The sequence below is a fragment of the Pseudomonas sp. P129 genome (assembly GCF_020312195.1).
GTDB classification, from domain to species: domain Bacteria; phylum Pseudomonadota; class Gammaproteobacteria; order Pseudomonadales; family Pseudomonadaceae; genus Aquipseudomonas; species Aquipseudomonas fragariae.
Map to the genome: position 1 here is coordinate 99,386 of NZ_JAGPYS010000005.1, position 17,954 is coordinate 117,339.

Annotated in this window: 15 protein-coding genes; 7 read left to right on the top strand and 8 right to left on the bottom strand. The window is 62.1% G+C overall.

The genetic code is table 11. From position 1 onward, the window contains the following. Window positions 1-49 precede the first annotated feature (49 nt). On the bottom strand, window positions 50-727 hold the full coding sequence (locus KBY02_RS14320; RefSeq protein ID WP_050427262.1) for a C40 family peptidase: 678 nt from the start codon (window positions 725-727) through the stop codon (window positions 50-52). Window positions 728-977: 250 nt separating this feature from the next. Between KBY02_RS14320 and KBY02_RS14325 the strand changes: the two genes are divergently transcribed. Next, on the top strand, window positions 978-1,382 hold the full coding sequence (locus KBY02_RS14325) for an NINE protein (RefSeq protein ID WP_060405936.1): 405 nt from the start codon (window positions 978-980) through the stop codon (window positions 1,380-1,382). A 282-nt stretch (window positions 1,383-1,664) separates the two neighbouring features. Here KBY02_RS14325 and KBY02_RS14330 read toward each other — a convergent pair whose 3' ends face one another. From KBY02_RS14330 to gshB, 7 genes are all read right to left on the bottom strand, one after another. Then, a complete protein-coding gene (locus tag KBY02_RS14330; protein WP_011266429.1) occupies window positions 1,665-2,936 on the bottom strand; it encodes a dihydroorotase in 1,272 nt (423 codons plus the stop codon). Beyond that, on the bottom strand, window positions 2,933-3,937 hold the full coding sequence (locus KBY02_RS14335; RefSeq protein WP_003366142.1) for an aspartate carbamoyltransferase catalytic subunit: 1,005 nt from the start codon (window positions 3,935-3,937) through the stop codon (window positions 2,933-2,935). The genes KBY02_RS14330 and KBY02_RS14335 overlap by 4 nt, the downstream gene beginning before the upstream one ends. A gap of 12 nt (window positions 3,938-3,949) precedes the next feature. After that, on the bottom strand, window positions 3,950-4,462 hold the full coding sequence (gene pyrR / locus KBY02_RS14340) for a bifunctional pyr operon transcriptional regulator/uracil phosphoribosyltransferase PyrR (protein ID WP_003366144.1): 513 nt from the start codon (window positions 4,460-4,462) through the stop codon (window positions 3,950-3,952). A gap of 98 nt (window positions 4,463-4,560) precedes the next feature. After that, window positions 4,561-5,001: a Holliday junction resolvase RuvX gene (gene ruvX, locus KBY02_RS14345; protein WP_002551734.1), complete on the bottom strand. Its 441-nt coding sequence runs from the start codon at window positions 4,999-5,001 to the stop codon at window positions 4,561-4,563. After that, window positions 5,001-5,573, bottom strand: a complete 573-nt coding sequence (locus KBY02_RS14350) for a YqgE/AlgH family protein (RefSeq protein ID WP_011266431.1) — start codon at window positions 5,571-5,573, stop codon at window positions 5,001-5,003. Before KBY02_RS14350 ends, ruvX begins: the two co-directional genes overlap by 1 nt. A 75-nt stretch (window positions 5,574-5,648) precedes the next feature. Further along, on the bottom strand, window positions 5,649-6,551 hold the full coding sequence (locus KBY02_RS14355; protein WP_004414710.1) for an energy transducer TonB: 903 nt from the start codon (window positions 6,549-6,551) through the stop codon (window positions 5,649-5,651). A 166-nt stretch (window positions 6,552-6,717) separates the two neighbouring features. Next, window positions 6,718-7,677 (bottom strand): glutathione synthase, encoded by a 960-nt coding sequence (gene gshB, locus KBY02_RS14360; RefSeq protein WP_003316740.1) that lies wholly within the window; start codon window positions 7,675-7,677, stop codon window positions 6,718-6,720. A 254-nt stretch (window positions 7,678-7,931) separates the two neighbouring features. Between gshB and pilG the strand changes: the two genes are divergently transcribed. From pilG to KBY02_RS14390, 6 genes are read left to right on the top strand one after another with little or no spacing between them, the layout of a single operon-like run. Next, window positions 7,932-8,342 carry a twitching motility response regulator PilG gene (gene pilG, locus KBY02_RS14365; RefSeq protein ID WP_002551738.1) on the top strand — a complete coding sequence of 137 codons (411 nt, stop codon included), beginning with the start codon at window positions 7,932-7,934 and terminating at the stop codon, window positions 8,340-8,342. A gap of 46 nt (window positions 8,343-8,388) precedes the next feature. After that, window positions 8,389-8,754 (top strand): twitching motility response regulator PilH, encoded by a 366-nt coding sequence (pilH, locus tag KBY02_RS14370; RefSeq protein WP_003404569.1) that lies wholly within the window; start codon window positions 8,389-8,391, stop codon window positions 8,752-8,754. 14 nt (window positions 8,755-8,768) lie between these two features. After that, window positions 8,769-9,308 carry a chemotaxis protein CheW gene (locus KBY02_RS14375; RefSeq protein WP_024641078.1) on the top strand — a complete coding sequence of 180 codons (540 nt, stop codon included), beginning with the start codon at window positions 8,769-8,771 and terminating at the stop codon, window positions 9,306-9,308. A gap of 50 nt (window positions 9,309-9,358) precedes the next feature. Then, window positions 9,359-11,401: a methyl-accepting chemotaxis protein gene (locus tag KBY02_RS14380; RefSeq protein ID WP_011266434.1), complete on the top strand. Its 2,043-nt coding sequence runs from the start codon at window positions 9,359-9,361 to the stop codon at window positions 11,399-11,401. 47 nt (window positions 11,402-11,448) lie between these two features. Beyond that, the gene (locus KBY02_RS14385) at window positions 11,449-17,433 is read left to right on the top strand and encodes an Hpt domain-containing protein (protein ID WP_060405937.1); all 5,985 of its coding nucleotides are present in this window, start codon (window positions 11,449-11,451) and stop codon (window positions 17,431-17,433) included. Continuing rightward, a complete protein-coding gene (locus KBY02_RS14390) occupies window positions 17,426-17,896 on the top strand; it encodes a chemotaxis protein CheW (protein WP_003404582.1) in 471 nt (156 codons plus the stop codon). Before KBY02_RS14385 ends, KBY02_RS14390 begins: the two co-directional genes overlap by 8 nt. Window positions 17,897-17,954 lie beyond the last annotated feature (58 nt).

The following is a 17,954-nucleotide window of genomic DNA, read 5'->3' on the forward strand; positions in this document are numbered from 1 at the left end:
AAGACCCCTTTTTCAGATGCAGCCTGCAGAGCGCAGATTCAGGCCAGGATCAGCGCTGAACCACACGCATCTGCCCTGCCTGCTTGGGCAGCACACGCTTGGCAATCTTGTAGTGGCTGTTCCAATACGGTTTGTTCAGCGTATCGACAGTTACGGCCTTGCCACGGCGCGGCGCATGAACGAACTTGTTGTCGCCCAGGTAAATGGCGACGTGGTTGATGTTGCGGCTCTTGATGTTGAAGAACAGCAGATCACCGGGCTTCAGGTCCTTGCGATCCACGGTCTGACCATGACCTTGGGCCATGGCATTGGAGGTGCGCGGCAGGTCGACCTCACGGACATCCGTGTAGGCGTATTTGACCAGTCCGCTGCAGTCCAGGCCTTTGCCAGGCGTGGTGCCGCCCCAGCGATAAGGCGTGCCCACAGCCTGCAAGGCGCGCTTTACAACGGCGCTGCCTTGCTTGGCGGGGGCGGAAGCCTGCAAGGCCGCGACTTTCTTGGCGTTCTTGCGTGAAAGCGGCTTCTGGACGGCAGCGGTGGCGCCGTACTGAGTTCGGGTGGTGGTGGCTTCCTGGGGGGCATTGCGAGTCGCGAGTGCCGGTGAAGAGTGGCTTTTGGCGGTGTAGCCCGAGAAGCTCGCAGGAAGTTGTTGCTCACGATTGGTGGCGTGGGCGGCCAGAGGCATAAATAGGCAAATGGTTAGCCATGTCTTGAAAAAAGGACGCATTCGGCAGGGCTCATGGTGGTCAGCGCGCAACTTTATAACAGCTTTTTCAAAAAAACTGACCCCATTTGTCGAGCGCATCACAGTGGCATCATTGCGTTTTATGCGACAGACTCTTTCTTTTTTCGGGCTAATCCCTTTAGCGACAAGGGCTTGGCGGCATTAAACCGCCTCATGTGCCATACGTCGGAATAGGGAAACCAAGTCACAATTTTGTTATGTATTTTTTTCTATCAGCGCAAAGAGGGCAAAAATGAACGCCTATCGTTCAGACACACACAGCAAGGTCATGGGCTACCTGATGTGGATTTTCGGGGTCCTGGGAGCGCATCGCTTCTACTACGGCAAACCGGTCACCGGGACCCTCTGGTTCTTCACGTTCGGTCTGTTTGGCATCGGCTGGCTGATCGACCTGTTCCTGATCCCGTCGATGGACCGTGACGCCGACCTGCGCTTCACACCCGGCTCCACCGACTACAGCGTGGCGTGGGTGCTGCTGACCTTCCTCGGCCTGTTCGGCGTGCACCGCATGTACCAGGGCAAGTGGATTACCGGGATCATCTACCTGTTTACCGGCGGGTTGTTTCTGGTCGGCATCCTTTATGACTTCTGGACATTGAATGACCAGATCTCGATGAAGAACGCCCGACGCGGGTGAGGCTGGGACGAAGGGCTGACGCAGAGCGCGGCCCGGACACCTATCGTTCCTCACGCTCTGCTTAGGAATGCCTGTCGTGACGCTCCGCGTCACAAATCTGCGCCGCGCCGCATGCTCAAGACCGGACGCAGAGCGTCCAGAACGGCATGCCGACGCGGAGCGTCGCACGGTAGTCGAAACCCTTCGCGAACAAGTTCGCTCCCACGGCCTTCGGCCAGAATCAAAAGCGGACTTGTGCATAACGATGAGCGCTCTGTGCGGGAGCGAGAGCCCGGAGCGGGCTCAGCGGCTGTAGCTGATCCGTCCATCCACCAGTGTGTAGCGTACCGAGCCGGGCAGGCAGTGGCCGATGAAGGGGCAGTTTTCGCCTTTTGACAGCCAGGTCTCGCCGGCAACCGTCGAGGCGGCCGGGTCGAACAGGACGATGTCGGCAGGCGCTCCTGCGCTCAGCTTGCCGGCCGGCAGGCGCAGCGCGGCGGCCGGGCCGCTGCTCAGGCGGGCGATCAGGGTCGGCAGGTCCAGCAGGCCGTCATCCACCAGCGTCATGGCCAGCGGCAGCAGCAGTTCGACGCTGCTGATGCCCGGCTCCGTAGCGCCAAACGGTGCCAGCTTGGCATCGCGTTCGTGCGGCTGGTGATGGCTGGAAATCGCCTGGATGACACCGCTCTTCACCGCTTCACGCAGGCCATCGCGGTCAGCGCGGGTGCGCAGCGGCGGCTGGACGTGATAGAGGCTGGAGAAGTCGATCAGCGCCTCGTCAGTCAGAATCAACTGATACAGCGCGACATCCGCCGTTACCGGCAGACCGCGTGCCTGCGCCTGGGCGATCAGCGCCGCGCCACGCGCACTGGTCAGCTGGCTGAAGTGCGCGCGTACACCGCTCTGTTCGACCAGCAACAGGTCGCGAGCCAGCGCCACGGTTTCGGCCGTCTCGGGAATGCCCGCCAGGCCCAGGAAGCTGGCCGTCGGACCATCGTGCGCCAGACCGCCTTCGGCCAGATCACGATCCTGCGAGTTGAAAATCACCGTCAGGTCAAAGGTCGCCGCATATTCCAGCGCCCGGCACAGCGTGCGGGTGTTGCTGAAGCTGCTCAGACCGTTGCCGAAGGCTACGCAACCTGCGTCGCGCAGGGCGATCAGCTCTGCCAGCTGTTCGCCGTCCAGGCCCTTGCTCAGCGCTCCGATGGGGAACACCTTGCTGAATCCGGCCTCACGGGCGCGGTCGAGGATCAGCTCGGCCACCGCCGAGGTGTCGAGCACCGGTTTGGTACGTGGCGGGCAGCACAGGCTGGTCACGCCGCCTGCCACCGCCGCGCGGGTTTCGCTGGCGATGCTGCCCTTGCGACTGTAGCCAGGCTCGCGCAGGGATACGTTGAGGTCGACCAGGCCCGGTGCTGCGACCAGCCCGGTAGCGTCGATGGTCTGCGTGGGCTCGAAACCCGCCGGGGCCGAACCGATGGCGCTGAGTTTGCCTGCTTCGAGGTGCAGGTCAGTGATTTGATCCAGCCCGCTGACCGGGTCGATGACGCGAGCGCCGAGGATGCTGAGCTTCACTGGGCGTTCTCCTGTTCGAATTGGCGTTGTGCGTTTTGTCCGCTCATGGCCATGGACAGCACCGCCATGCGGATCGCGATACCGTAAGTCACTTGATTGAGAATCACCGAATGCGCGCCGTCGGCCACTGCCGATTCGATTTCCACGCCGCGGTTGATCGGGCCGGGGTGCATGACAATCGCATCCGGCTTCGCCGCCGCCAAACGGGCGGTGGTCAGGCCGAACAGGCGGTAGAACTCGCCTTCGCTGGGCAGCAGGCCACCGGTCATGCGCTCACGCTGCAGACGCAGCATGATGACCACGTCCACGTCCTTCAAACCTTCGTTGAGGTCGGTGTAGACCTTGACCCCGTATTGTTCGACGCCCACCGGCAGCAGGGTTTTCGGCCCGATCACGCGGATATCCGGGCAGCCCAGCGCCTTGAGCGCCAGCATATTCGAGCGTGCCACCCGTGAATGCAGGATGTCACCGACGATGGCCACCGACAGGTTCTCGAAACCGCCCTTGTGACGGCGGATGGTCAGCATGTCGAGCATGCCCTGGGTCGGGTGAGCATGGCGGCCGTCGCCGCCGTTGATGATCGCGACGTCCGGGCACACGTGCTCGGCAATGAAATGCGCCGCACCCGAGTCGGCGTGGCGCACGACGAACATGTCGGCGGCCATCGCTTCGAGGTTGCGCAAGGTGTCGAACAGCGTTTCACCCTTGCTGGTGGACGAGGTCGAGACGTTCAGCGTGATCACGTCGGCTGACAGGCGCTGGGCCGCCAGTTCAAAGGTGGTCCGGGTGCGCGTGGAGTTCTCGAAGAACACGTTGCACACCGTCTTGCCGCGCAACAACGGGACTTTCTTGACCGCCCGGGCGCCGACTTCGAGGAACGAGTCGGCGGTGTCGAGAATTTCGGTGAGCAGCTCGCGGGGCAAGCCGTCCAGAGACAGGAAATGGCGCAGCTGGCCCAGGTGGTTGAGCTGCAGCGGGCGCTTGGCGTCGAGAGGCGTCATCGCAATGGACTCTTAAAGGGCGGTGGAGAGGTCTTGAAGTTCGAGCGCCAGCGGCTCGGGGCCGGACAGCTTGATGCGTTCATTCGGTGCCAGCGACAGGGTGGCGCCGACCACGTTCGGACGTACCGGCAGTTCACCGGCGTCCAGGTCCAGCAGGCAGACCAGCGTGACACTGGCCGGGCGGCCGTAATCGAACAGTTCGTTGAGTGCAGCGCGGACGGTACGGCCGCTCATCAGCACGTCATCGATCAGCACCAGGTGCTGGCCTTCGATCTCGAACGGCAGTTCAGAAGGGCGCACTTGCGGATGCAGGCCGTTCTGGCTGAAATCATCGCGATAGAACGAAACGTCCAGGGTGCCCAGCGGAGCGGGGTTGTTCAGTGCCTTGAGCAGCGCCTGGGCAACCCAGACACCGCCAGTGCGGATGCCGATGAAACGAGGGTCGCTGATGCCGCGCTTGCTCAGGTGAGCGTTCAGGTCAGTGGCCATCTGACGAATCAGTTCGGCGGGATCGGGCAGGCTCATGGTTGCTCCTTAGAGGCTCGGGCAGCGTCGGTCCGTGGCGCGATGCTCAAGCGATAACGTGGAATCCGGGTATCTCGAAGCGATAAAGGCAGAAAAAGTCACACATTCAACAGTTCGGGGTGCTCGTCCAGCCAGCCTTGCAGCAAGAGTGCAGCGGCAATGGCATCCACCGGGTTGTCGCGATAGCTGCCTTTCTGGCCGCCGCGCGCCATGCGCTCGCCCTTGGCTTCGAAGGTGGTCAGGCGTTCATCATGGGTGTAGACCGTTACACCAAAGCGTCCGTTGAGCTTGCGCGAAAACTTTTCCGCGCGCGCGCTCATGTCGCTGGGCGTGCCGTCCATGTTCAAAGGCAGGCCGACCACGATCGCATCAGGTTTCCACTCGTTGATCAGCGCCTGGACCTTGTCCCAGTCCGGCACGCCATTCTGCGCCTTGAGCGTACAGAGTTCACGCGCCTGACCGGTAATCGCCTGGCCGACCGCAACGCCGATCTGTTTGGTGCCGTAATCAATGCCCAGCAGCAGCCGTAAGGCGGCCATCAAGCGTGCCCTGCCTGGGTCGAGATCAGGTTGAGATTGATACCCAGGCGTCTGGCGGCAGCCTCCAGACGCTGGTCGCTGTCGACATCGAACAGGATGGCCGGGTCGAACGAGCAGGTCAGCCAGGCGTTGTCGGCCATTTCAGCATCCAGTTGACCGGCATCCCAGCCCGCGTAGCCCAGAGTGATCACATTTTGATCAGGCCCGTAGCCATCGGCGATGGAGAACAGCACATCCTGCGAGGTCGACAAGGAAATCCCGCCCGGAAGATTGACCGTTGCCTGAAAGGTCTGGCCGCTGGGATGCAGGACAAAGCCCCGATCGGTCTGCACCGGCCCGCCGGTATGAATGACGATGTCCTGGCAGTGTCTCGGCGCCGGCAGTTCCGGTCGCAGTTGTTCGAGCACATCGGCCAGGGTCAGGCTTTGCGGGCGGTTGATCACCAGCCCCATGGCGCCATTGGCGTTGTGCTCGACAATGTAGGTCAAGGTCTGAGCAAAGTTCTCATCGTGCATGTGAGGCATGGCGATGAGGAAATGATGCTTGAGATAACTCGGAGAGACTTTTTTCATGAGCCCTAGTTTGGCGTTGCCTTGCCCGGCTGACAACTGACACGTGTGGGTGTCGAGCATCGGCTGGCAAAAAGTTCAGTTGCTTGACAGCTTGTCTCCGCGTGCAAATTTCCAGGTGCGAATGATCTCCAGTCGATCGATATCCGCCAGATCACCGGTGAACGGCGCAAAAGGCGCCGCCAGACGCACGATTCGTTGTGCGGCCTGATCCAGCAAAGGCTGTCCTGAAGATTCGAGCACCAGCACTTCATACAACGAGCCGTCCCGATTGATTGACACAAGAAGTCGCAAATTACCGTAGATCTGCTTGCGTCGTGCTTCCTCAGGATAGTTCAGGTTTCCGACCCGCTCGACCTTCTTGCGCCAGTCATCCTTGTACCAGGCACCTTTGTCGCGCATGGTCGAGGCCGCATTGAGGCGATGGATCTTCGGGCGCTTGGCGTAAAGCTGCTGTTCGGTCGACAGTTCGGCTTCGAGGCTGGCGATTTCGTTGCTCAGTTCCGAGCTGTCGAAGGTCGGTGCGGCCTTGGTGGTGGGCTCGGGCTTGACCTCATCGCGCTTGGCAACGGTTTTCTGCTGGCTGGGCGCGGTGGTCGCAACGGCCGTCTTTGGCGCTTCCTGTTTGACCACCGGCTTGCTGGCTGGCGGCGGGGTGACCTTGTTGACCTTGGTGTCCTGATAGGGCGCCAGCTCAGTGGTCTTGAGCGTTTCGGCCTTGTCCAGGGTGCCGCTGCCCTGCTGATCGTCTTGCGCCAGAAAGTCAGCCTGTTTGGGCTTTTCTTCGCTTTTGAAGGTGGCCAGGGTGATTTCCAGCGTCTGCGAGATCTGCTCCGGCTTTACATAGGTGAACCCCACGCCAAGGATCACCGCGAGGTGGATCAGCGCCGCGATCATCATGGTAAAACCCAGGCGATCGGCAGGGCGCACACCGGCGTTGGCGAGTTCCAGGGGGAGGTCGTTGTTGGCCATGGATGTCATTGGCGGTTCAGCATCTCGTCAGCCTGCATGTCAAAATCCGTGTCGTGTTACAGGTGGCGCATGATAACGCAATGTACCGCGCCGCTCTGCTGCGGATCGGACGAAGGGAATCGATCCGACGCCGTGGCGCACGGTGTTGCCCGTGGCCAGCGGCGTCAGCGGCAGATCAGCCCTTGCGCGCTTGCAGCTTCTTCTCGATCGCGTCCATCAGCAGGCCACCAATGTTGGTGCCGAAGGCGTTGTCGATCTCGCGGATGCAGGTCGGGCTGGTGACGTTGATTTCGGTCAGGTGCTCACCGATCACGTCGAGTCCGACGAACAGCAGGCCTTTTTCACGCAGGGTCGGGCCGATCTGTTCGGCGATCCAGCGGTCCTTGTCGCTCAATGGACGGGCCTCGCCACGTCCGCCTGCCGCGAGGTTGCCACGCGTTTCGCCGGCTGCCGGGATGCGCGCCAGGCAATACGGAACCGGTTCGCCATCGACCATCAGAATGCGCTTGTCGCCGTCCTTGATGGCGGGCAGGTAACCCTGTGCCATGATTTGCTGCGTGCCATGGGCGGTCAGGGTTTCGAGGATCACCGACAGGTTCGGATCGCCCGCACGATGGCGGAAGATCGATGCGCCGCCCATGCCGTCCAGCGGCTTGAGGATCACGTCGCCGTGCTGTTCGGCGAATTCGCGAATGATGTCCGCGCGGCGGCTGACAAGCGTCGGCGGCGTGCACTGCGGAAACAGCGTGGCGAACAGCTTCTCGTTGCAGTCGCGCAGGCTCTGCGGCTTGTTGACCACCAGGACGCCGGCACGCTCGGCCTGCTCCAGCAGGTAGGTGGCGTAGACGAACTCCATGTCGAACGGCGGATCCTTGCGCATCAGGATCACGTCCAGATCGTCGAGACCTGCGTCGACTTCGGCTTCGAACTCGAACCACTTGGCCGGATCGGCAAACACCTTGAGCGGCTTCATGCGTGCGCGGGCCTGGCCGGCGTTCTGATACAGGTCTTTCTGTTCCATATAGAACAGTGACCAGCCGCGTTCCTGGGCGGCAAGCAGCATGGCCAGCGAGCTGTCCTTTTTATAGGAAATGCGCTCAATGGGGTCCATGACAATCCCTAGGCGAACGCTCATGGGCAATATCCTCTGATCGGTAAGGGCCGCAACGGCCGTAAAATTGGCATCAGGGTGGCGCTCCGATTGCTCCCGGTCAAGGGGCAGGCCTGCCGCGATGCACCAGGGTGCACTTTATGGATTGCGTCTGGAGAGTGTGCTAAAAAGGCTCGGCATCCGGTCTTCGGTCCCAGTCGATCAACGAAGCGATACGGTCAGGCTCCCAGTGCCTCGCAGAATGCGCAAAAATTCGCTGCGGCGATGGAAGAGCAGCTATGGAACAACACGCCTCCGCCCTGAAGGTCATGGTCATCGATGATTCGAAGACCATCCGCCGCACCGCCGAAACACTGCTCAAGAACGCAGGCTGTGAAGTCATCACTGCGATAGACGGTTTCGACGCGCTGGCCAAGATTGCCGATAACCACCCGCGAATCATATTCGTCGATATCATGATGCCGCGTCTGGACGGTTATCAGACCTGCGCGCTGATCAAGAACAACCGGGCATTCAAGTCGACGCCGGTCATCATGCTGTCCTCCAAGGACGGCCTGTTCGACAAGGCCAAGGGGCGGATTGTCGGGTCCGATCAGTTTTTGACCAAGCCTTTCAGCAAGGAAGAACTGCTCAGCGCGATCAAGGCTCATGTGCCGGGCTTCGTTGCAGCAGAACAACACATATCATGACGCCCGCGCCTGATGTAGCGCGCTCGTAATCTGACGGGGAACACCCATGGCTCGAATATTGATCGTCGATGACTCGCCGACTGAAATGTACAAACTCACCGGCATGCTGGAAAAGCACGGTCATGAAGTGCTCAAGGCCGAAAACGGCGCTGATGGCGTGGCCCTGGCCCGTCAGGAAAAGCCTGATGCCGTGCTGATGGACATCGTCATGCCGGGGCTCAACGGCTTTCAGGCCACACGCCAGCTGACCAAGGATCCTGACACCACCAATATTCCGGTGATCATGATCACCACCAAGGATCAGGAAACCGACAAGGTCTGGGGCAAACGCCAGGGCGCGCGGGATTACCTGACCAAGCCGGTGGACGAAGAAACCCTGATGAAAACCCTGAATGCGGTGCTGGCCGGCTGATCGCCGGAATCGCCATGGCCGAGCCGCGCACCGCTTTTGAACTGCTTCTGGATATGGATCGACGCTGTCGTTCGCTGGCGGCGGGCCTGCCGCTGCAGGAAGCCCATCAGCAGGACTGGGTCGGCATCGGCTTTCGTATGGGCGAGCAACGGTTTGTCGCGCCGATTGGCGAGATCGCCGAGATCCTTCACGAACCCCATCATGCGGTAATGCCCGGTGTGAAGTTCTGGGTGGCCGGTATTGCCAACTTGCGCGGTCGGTTGTTGCCACTCATGGATCTGTGCGGGTTTTTCGGCCACGAACTGGTGCCGGTGCGCAAACAGCGACGGGTGCTGGTGGTCGAGCACCATGATGTATTTGCCGGTCTGCTGGTCGATGAAGTGTTCGGCATGCAACGTTTCAGTCAGTTGAGCCTCATACCCCAGACCCCGCAGGACATGGATCAGCGTATGGTGCCGTTCCTGCGCGGGCAGTTTATCCGCGAGCAGGCGTGGCTGATCTTCAGCCCGTGGGCGCTGGTGCAGTCTGCGGATTTCATGGACCTGGCTTCCTAGCATGTCGGGCCTGGTGTGTTTCACAATTGATCCAGGCGGGGGCCTGATTAATGAGTAGTACAGACCGGTCAAGGGAAGGCGCAAGAAGCCGGACGCAGATTATTCTGCTGTTCGTGGCGCTTATCGTTTTCATCATGTTGCTGTTCGCCAACTTCGCCTACCTCAACACTCAGTCCAACTACGACAAACAGTACATCGGGCATGCCGGTGAGCTGCGCGTGCTGTCGCAACGCATCGCGAAAAACGCCACCGAAGCGGCTGCCGGCAAAACCCAGGCGTTCAAATTGCTGGCCGATGCGCGCAACGATTTCGACGTGCGCTGGGGCTACCTGAGAAAAGGCGACCCGGCCACCGGCCTGCCTGCGGCACCCGAGCTGATACGCGACGAATTGCGCACCGTGCAACGTGACTGGGAAGGGCTGCGCAAGAGCACCGACGTGATTCTGGCCAGTGAACAGACCGTCCTGTCGTTGCATCAGGTGGCGGCAACGCTGGCCGAAACCATTCCGCAATTGCAGGCCGAATACGAAAAAGTCGTCGAGAGCCTGCTGCAAAGCCGTGCTCCTGCCGCACAGGTGGTGGTTGCGCAGCGCCAAGCGCTGCTCGCAGAACGGATTCTCGGCTCGGTCAATACCGTGCTGGCCGGTGATGAAACGGCTGTGCAGGCCGCCGATGCCTTTGGCCGCGACGCCAGCCAGTTCGGTCGTGTGCTCAACGGCATGCTGGAGGGCAACGCCACGCTGCGCATATCCCAGGTCGAAGACCGCGATGCGCGCGCGCGGCTGGCGGAGATCGCCGAACTGTTCGAATTCGTCTCAGGCTCGGTGGACGAGATTCTCGAGACTTCGCCCGAGCTGTATCAGGTGCGCGAGGCGTCGGGCAACATCTTCAACACCTCACAGACCCTGCTGGATGAAACCTCGGTACTCGCCAACAGCCTGGAAAACCTCGCCAAGCGCCGCACCGTGAACACCGTCGGCGGCTATGTGCTGGGCTTGCTGGCACTGGCGTCGATCATCCTCATCGGTCTGGTCATGGTGCGCGAGACCAATCGCCAGCTGCGCGAAACCGCGCAGAAAAGCGAGCGCAACCAGACAGCGATCATGCGCCTGCTGGACGAGATCGAGAACCTCGCCGACGGCGACCTGACGGTCACCGCCTCGGTGACCGAGGACTTCACCGGGGCGATTGCCGACTCCATCAATTATTCCATTGACCAGTTGCGCGAGCTGGTGGTGACCATCAACCTGACCGCCGAGCAAGTGGCGGCTGCGGTGACCGAAACCCAGGCGACGGCCATGCAATTGTCGGCTGCCTCTGAGCACCAGGCGTTGCAGATCAGTGCCGCTTCGACGGCGATCAACGACATGGCCGCGTCCATCGATCAGGTTTCGACCAACGCCTCGGAGTCCTCGGCCGTTGCGGAGCGCTCCGTGACAATTGCCAATAAAGGCAACGAGGTCGTGCAAAACACCATTCACGGCATGGACAACATTCGCGAGCAGATTCAAGACACCTCCAAGCGCATCAAGCGTCTGGGCGAGTCCTCCCAGGAGATTGGCGACATCGTCAGCCTGATCGACGACATTGCCGACCAGACCAATATCCTGGCCTTGAACGCCGCCATTCAGGCGTCGATGGCCGGTGATGCCGGACGAGGGTTTGCCGTGGTGGCTGACGAAGTGCAGCGCCTGGCCGAGCGTTCGTCGTCTGCGACCAAGCAGATCGAAACGCTGGTCCGGGCCATCCAGAACGACACCAACGAGGCGGTTATCTCCATGGAGCAGACCACCAGCGAAGTGGTGCGCGGCGCCCGGCTGGCGCAGGACGCCGGTGTGGCGCTGGGGGAAATCGAAGGGGTGTCCAGGGTGCTGGCCGAACTGATCGAAAGTATCACCGACGCTGCCCACCAGCAGGCCGAGTCTGCCGGGCAGATTTCGCAGATCATGACCGTCATTCAGCAGACCACTTCGCAGACCACCTCGGGCACATCGGCCACCGCCGAAAGCATCGGCAACCTGGCGAAAATGGCCAGCGAAATGCGCCGCTCGGTATCGGGTTTTGCCCTGCCGTCATCGAAGAAAGCCGGATGATGTACCGCACATGAACAACCTTGATTGGGTAACGGACGGTACTCGTCATGGCTGATCGTCACGATTACGTAGCTCTTGAATGGCTGAAGGGCGAAATCGCCGAAACGCTGCGCCAGGCCCGTCAGGCGCTGGACGGGTTCATCGAAGACCCGGCCAACGCTGCGGCGATGGCCGAGTGCCTGAACCTGGTGCATCAGGTTCACGGCAGTCTGCAGATGATCGAGTTCTATGGCGCCGCGTTGCTGGCCGAGGAAATCGAGCAACTGGCGTTGGCGGTCCAGCAGAACCGCGTCAGCCATCCGATCGAGTCCGAGCAACTGCTGATTCAGGCCATGAGTCAGTTGCCGGTTTACCTGGAACGCATTCATTCCGCGCGCCGCGACCTGCCGCTGGTGGTCTTGCCACTGCTCAATGACCTGCGCAGTGCGCGGGGCGAAAGTCTGCTCTCGGAAACCAGCCTGTTCGCCCCGCAACTGGTCGTCGTGCCGGCGCTTGATGAACAAGAGCTGGCGCGGCGCAATACCCCGGAATTGCCCAACCTGCTGCGCAAACTGCGCCAGACCCTGCAGGCGGCGCTGGCCGGCCTGATGCGCGAGCAGGGCGTGCAGACCCAGCTCGGCTACATGGCCAAGGTGTTTGCCCGGCTTGAGCAGTTGTGCGAAGACGCGCCGCTCGGTGCGCTCTGGCGGATCGCCTCGGCACTGGTCGAAACCATGCTCAACGGCAACTTCACCAACAGCCCGGCGCTGCGCAGCCTGTTGAAGGACGCCGACAAGGAACTCAAGCGTCTGGCCGAGCAGGGCGTCACCGGCATCAATCAGCCCGCCCCCGAAGAGCTGTTGAAAAGCCTGCTGTTCTATATCGCCAAGTCCGACAGCCTGGCGCCGAAGATGCTCGACCTCAAGGATCAGTACGCGCTGGCCGACGCCTTGCCCGGCAACGACGTGGTCAACGAAGAGCGCGCCCGCATGGCCGGTCCGGACCGTGACGCCATGCGTTCGGTGATCGTGGCCTTGTGCGAAGGGCTGGTCAGGGTCAAGGAGCGGCTCGACGTGTTCGTGCGCGGCGACCGTCAGCATGTCAGCGAGCTGAACGCGTTGCTGCCGCCGTTGCGGCAGATTGCCGATACCCTGGCGGTGCTGGGTTTCGGCCAGCCGCGCAAGGTGATCATCGACCAGCTTTCCGTCGTCCTCGGTCTGGCGCAGGGGCAGCGCGAGCCCAGCGACGCGGCGCTGATGGATGTCGCGGGGGCCTTGCTCTACGTCGAATCGACCCTTGCCGGCATGGCGGGCAGTCACGAGCAGGTCAGCCGCGAGGAAAGCCGCCTGCCGACCACCGACCTGACGCAGATTCATCAACTGGTGATTCGCGAAGCCCGCACGGTGTTGCAGCAGGCCAAGGACGTGATCCTCGATTACATCGACGGCGCGTGGGACCGACAGCGCCTCGATCCGCTGTGCGCGCTGATCGTCCAGGTTCGTGGCGCGCTGGCGATGATCCCGCTGGCCCGTGCTGCCAGCCTGCTGGCTGCCTGCAACGAATACATTCAGGAACACCTGCTGGTGGACGAAACCCGTCCCACCTGGGTTCAGCTCGATTGCCTGGCCGACACCATCACCGGTATCGAGTATTACCTGGAGCGCATGCTCGAAGACCATCAGGCGCCGGGCGACCAAGTGCTGGACATGGCCCAGCAAAGCCTGGCACGGCTGGGCTATACGCCTGCTGCGGACACCCTCGAAGTGCCGTTGCTCGAAGAGATCATCACTCAGGACGAGTTGCTGGAACTGGATGACCGCAAGGCGCTAGTCAGCCCCACGCAAACCATTGCCCAGGTCCTCGCCAGCCCGGTCTCGGCCGTTAACCCGCCCGCCCGTAACGTCCCCACCAGCCTGTTGCCGCCCTCGGCCGGGGAAGAGGCGGTGGACGACGAGTTGCGCGATGTGTTTCTCGAAGAGGCCGACGAGGTGCTCGACGCGCTGCGCGAGTACCTGCCGCGCTGGTTCACCTCGCTCGGCCGCGACGGCCATTGGGACAGCACGGCGCTGACCGAAGTGCGTCGTGCGTTTCATACCCTCAAGGGCAGCGGCCGGATGGTGCGTGCGCTGATCCTCAGCGAACTGGCCTGGTCGGTGGAAAACCTGCTCAACCGGGTGCTGGAAGGCGATGTGCTGCCGGGCCTGGAAGTGCAGCAACTGATGAGTGAAGTGCAGGCGCTGCTGCCGTCGGTCATCCGCGATTTTGCCGAAGATGCGCAGTGCCAGCGCGACGATGTCGACCTGTTGGCGGCTCGCGCCCATGCGTTGGCCAATGGGCTGGAGCCACCGACGCTGCCGGCCGTGGATGATCCTGCGCCAGGCAAACCTGTTGCCGACGAACCGCTCGATCCACAGTTGCTGGAGATTTTCCGTCAGGAAGCGCTCGGCCATCTGAATACCCTCGGCCGCTTCCTCGACAATGCCGAACAATCAGCGTCGCCGGCGATCAGCGACGCGGTGCTGCGTGCGTTGCATACGCTCAAGGGCAGCGCGCACATGGCCGGGGTGCTGCCGATTGCCGAACTGGCCAGCCCGCTCGACCAGTTAGTGCGTGAATACAAGGCTAACCTGATCGATATCGGTTCACCGGAGCTCGTCCTGCTGCGCAGCGCCGAACCGTTGCTGCACAAGGGCCTCGAACAACTGGACAGCACGCCGCTGGCCGATATTCCGGGCGCCGCGCCGCTGATCGAGGCTGCCCTGGCGATGCTCAACGACCGCCTCACCGTGGTGCTGCGTGAGTCGGACAGCGGCCTGCGTATCAAGCGCAACCCCACGCTGCTCGCCAGTTTTCTGGCCGAAGGCATGGACATCGTGCTGGATGCGGAAAACCTGCTGCGGGGCTGGCGGCAGCACCCCGGCGAACGCCAGGAACTGAGCGCGCTGCTCGACGAGCTGACCACCCTCGGTCATGGCGCGCATCTGGCCGACCTGCCGCAGGTCGATGAGCTGTGCGAAGCCTTGCTCGACCTCTACGGCGCGGTTGAGGAAAGCAGTCTGGCAGTCAGCGAGCGCTTTTTCGATGTGGCAGAAAATGCTCACGAAGCGCTGATCAACATGCTTGATCAGGTGGCCGCTGGCCAGGATGTCGAGCCACGTCCCGAATGCGTGCGTGCCTTGAACCAGTTGCTGGATCAGGCGCTTGACCCTTCGGCGACCGGGCTGGTCAAGAGCGACGGCCACCGCACCTTGAGCGTTACCGAGCTCAACGCCGCCACCGCGCAGCTGGCCAGCGAGGCCGGGCACACTGAGACTGAAGTTGCCGGGCCGGACGACGAAATCGTCGAGATATTTCTGGAAGAGGCCGTCGATATCCTCGACAGCGCCGGTCAAGCCTTGCAGCGTTGGCTGGCCGATCCGGAAAACCCTGCGCCGCTGGCCTCCTTGCAGCGCGACCTGCACACCCTCAAGGGCGGTGCTCGGATGGCTGAGGTGGCCGAGGTGGGCGACCTGGCCCACGAACTGGAAAACCTCTACGAGGGATTGATCGACCGGCGCTTCAACCATTCGCCGACGCTGGCCGAGCTGCTGCACGAGAGCCACGACCATCTGGCCATTCTGCTTGAGCAGCTGTATCGGCAGGAAGCGCTCAGCGACCCTTCGGCTTTGATCGAGGCGCTGCGCAGCTGCCGCACGCTCGAGAGCGCCGGGCCCGAGGTGCAGGCCTCGCCTGCCGCCAGTGAAGATCCTCCAGAGCATGACACCGAGCTGCGTGAAGTCTTCCTCGAGGAAGGTTTCGACATCATGGAAAGCTCGGGCGCAGCATTGGCGCGCTGGCAGGCCGATCCGCACAACATGCTGGAAGTCGAAAACCTGCTGCGCGACCTGCACACCCTCAAGGGCGGCGCGCGGATGGTGGAAATTGCTCCGATAGGCGATCTGGCCCACGAGCTGGAGACGCTTTACGAGGGGCTTTCCGCCGGCAGCCTGCAGCCCGCGCCGTTGATGATGGGGCTGTTGCAGAGCGGTCAGGATGTGCTGGCCGACATGCTCGATGCCGTGCGCAGTGACAAGCCGCTGCCTGACGCGACCTTGCTGATTGAGAGCATTCGCAGACTGGCCACCGACGAGCCGTCGGGCGCACAGCTGGCTGCGCAGGACCCGGAAGTCCATCCGGAGTCTGTCGTAGCCGTGGCCCCGGTCGCCGAGGGCGAGGTCGAGCGCAGTGGCCCGGAAATGGTCAAGGTGCCTGCCGAGCAACTGGAAGACCTGGTCAACCTGGCCGGCGAAACCTCCATTTTCCGCGGACGTATCGAACAGCAGATCATTGATTCACAGATCGCCCTGGTAGAGATGGAAACCACCATCGAGCGGATGCGCGATCAGTTGCGTCGTCTGGACATGGAAACCCAGGGGCGCATTCTCAGCCGTGAGCAGGTCCAGGCCGAGCGGTTGGGCTATGAAGAGTTCGACCCGCTGGAAATGGACCGTCATTCGCAGTTGCAGCAGTTGTCACGCGCCCTGTTCGAATCGGCGTCCGACCTGATGGACCTCAAGGAAACCCTCGGCGCGCGCGCCCGCGACGCGGAAACGCTGCTGTCGCAACAGGCCAGGGTCAACACTCAGCTTCAGGAAGGCCTGATGCGTACGCGCATGGTGCCGTTCGAGCGACTGGTGCCGCGCCTGCGTCGCGTGGTGCGCCAGGTGGCCTCGGAACTGCACAAGAAGGTCCATTTCGAGGTGGGCAACGCCGACGGTGAAATGGACCGCAACGTGCTGGAACGAATGGTCGCGCCACTCGAGCACATGCTGCGCAACGCCGTTGATCACGGGCTTGAAAGCACTGAAAAACGCATCGCCGCCGGTAAGCCGGAACAAGGCCATATCAGTCTGGAACTGATGTACGAAGGCGGCGATATGGTCATCGAATTGAGCGATGACGGTTCCGGTGTCGACCTCGCTGCGGTACGCCGCAAGGCCATCAAGCGCGGCATGATCCATCCGGATGCCGATCTGTCCGACCATGAAGTGTTGCCGTTCATTCTGCAGGCGGGGTTTTCCACCAGCGAGATCATCACCCAGATTTCCGGCCGTGGCGTGGGCATGGATGTGGTGCACGCCGAGGTCAAGCAACTGGGCGGTTCGATGGTCATCGACTCGGTGCCGGGCAAGGGCACGCGCTTCCGTATTCGCCTGCCGATTTCGGTGTCCGTCAACCGGGCGTTGATGGTGACGTGCGGCGAAGAACAGTATGCGGTGCCGCTCAATACCGTCGATGGCATCGTGCGCGTCATGGCCAATGAGCTGGACGGCTATTACCAGACCAGCCCGCCGCGCTATCAATATGGCGGGCGCAGTTACGAGTTGCGCTATCTGGGCGAGTTGCTGGGCAGCAGTCCGCCCAGGCTGGCCGGGCAATTGCAGCCGCTGCCGGTGTTGCTGGTGCATCTGCAGGATCAGTGGGTGGCGGTGCAGGTCGATGCGCTGGCAGGCTCGCGCGAGATCGTGGTCAAGAGTCTTGGCCCGCAGTTCTCCAGGGTGCAGGGCATTTCCGGTGCGACCATTCTGGGTGACGGCCAAGTGGTGCTGATTCTTGATCTGATGGCGCAGATTCGTAACTTGCAGGGCTTGCCTTTCCGAGGGCTTATGGCGCCTGCCTATCACGAAGTCGAGCACGCCAGACCGTTGCTGGTGATGGTGGTGGACGATTCGGTGACGGTGCGCAAAGTTACCAGCCGTCTGCTGGAACGCCACGGTATGCACGTGCTGACCGCCAAGGACGGTGTTGATGCCATGACCCTGTTGCAGGAGCACACCCCCGACATCATGCTGCTCGATATCGAAATGCCGCGCATGGACGGCTTTGAAGTGGCCAGTCAGATCCGCCAGGACGAACAGCTCAAGGACCTGCCCATCATCATGATCACCTCCCGATCGGGCCAGAAGCATCGCGATCGGGCGATGGCGGTAGGCGTCAACGAGTACCTGAGCAAGCCGTATCAGGAAACCGTGTTGCTGGAGAGCATCGCTTACTGGAGTCAGGCGCATGTCTGAAGGCACGTTCCAGACCAGTCGTCTGACCAGCCTGACCGGCTTGCTGGTGCCGTTGAGTGACCGGCATCTGCTGCTGCCCAACGTCGCGGTCGCAGAGTTGATCGATTACCAGGATTGCAGCGCAGAGCCGGGCGCCCCCGAGTGGTATCTGGGGCCGATCATCTGGCGCGAACTGACCTTGCCGCTGCTCAGCTTCGAAGCCGCCTGCGGAGGCCGCACACGTGTCGGCGGCCGAGCCCGGATCGTGGTGCTCAACGCACTGGGCGGACGCAACGACGTCAGGTTCATCGCCCTGCTGACCCAGGGCATCCCGCGCTCGTGCAAGGTCGACAGCCAGTTGAGCTACGTCGACGTCCCGCTGGCCGAACTGGAACTGGCCGCCGTACAGATCGGCGAAACCATAGCCCGCATTCCCGACCTCGAAGGGCTGGAGCAATGGCTGGTGGATGCAGGGCTGTCGTAGTTAAAGAGGACGCGGAGCGTCCAGAACTGCATGCGACGCGGAGCGCCGCACGATAGTT

What these genes read in the sequence shown, in the direction of transcription:
- KBY02_RS14390 (WP_003404582.1), top strand. Translation starts at nt 17,426, where the DNA reads ATGTCTGAAGGCACGTTCCAGACCAGTCGTCTGACCAGCCTGACCGGC.
- KBY02_RS14325 (WP_060405936.1), top strand. Translation starts at nt 978, where the DNA reads ATGAACGCCTATCGTTCAGACACACACAGCAAGGTCATGGGCTACCTG.
- KBY02_RS14385 (WP_060405937.1), top strand. Translation starts at nt 11,449, where the DNA reads ATGGCTGATCGTCACGATTACGTAGCTCTTGAATGGCTGAAGGGCGAA.
- KBY02_RS14335 (WP_003366142.1), bottom strand. Translation starts at nt 3,937, where the DNA reads ATGACGCCTCTCGACGCCAAGCGCCCGCTGCAGCTCAACCACCTGGGC.
- pilH (WP_003404569.1), top strand. Translation starts at nt 8,389, where the DNA reads ATGGCTCGAATATTGATCGTCGATGACTCGCCGACTGAAATGTACAAA.
- pilG (WP_002551738.1), top strand. Translation starts at nt 7,932, where the DNA reads ATGGAACAACACGCCTCCGCCCTGAAGGTCATGGTCATCGATGATTCG.
- KBY02_RS14320 (WP_050427262.1), bottom strand. Translation starts at nt 727, where the DNA reads ATGCGTCCTTTTTTCAAGACATGGCTAACCATTTGCCTATTTATGCCT.
- pyrR (WP_003366144.1), bottom strand. Translation starts at nt 4,462, where the DNA reads ATGAGCCTGCCCGATCCCGCCGAACTGATTCGTCAGATGGCCACTGAC.
- ruvX (WP_002551734.1), bottom strand. Translation starts at nt 5,001, where the DNA reads ATGGCCGCCTTACGGCTGCTGCTGGGCATTGATTACGGCACCAAACAG.
- KBY02_RS14350 (WP_011266431.1), bottom strand. Translation starts at nt 5,573, where the DNA reads ATGAAAAAAGTCTCTCCGAGTTATCTCAAGCATCATTTCCTCATCGCC.
- gshB (WP_003316740.1), bottom strand. Translation starts at nt 7,677, where the DNA reads ATGAGCGTTCGCCTAGGGATTGTCATGGACCCCATTGAGCGCATTTCC.
- KBY02_RS14380 (WP_011266434.1), top strand. Translation starts at nt 9,359, where the DNA reads ATGAGTAGTACAGACCGGTCAAGGGAAGGCGCAAGAAGCCGGACGCAG.
- KBY02_RS14375 (WP_024641078.1), top strand. Translation starts at nt 8,769, where the DNA reads ATGGCCGAGCCGCGCACCGCTTTTGAACTGCTTCTGGATATGGATCGA.
- KBY02_RS14355 (WP_004414710.1), bottom strand. Translation starts at nt 6,551, where the DNA reads ATGACATCCATGGCCAACAACGACCTCCCCCTGGAACTCGCCAACGCC.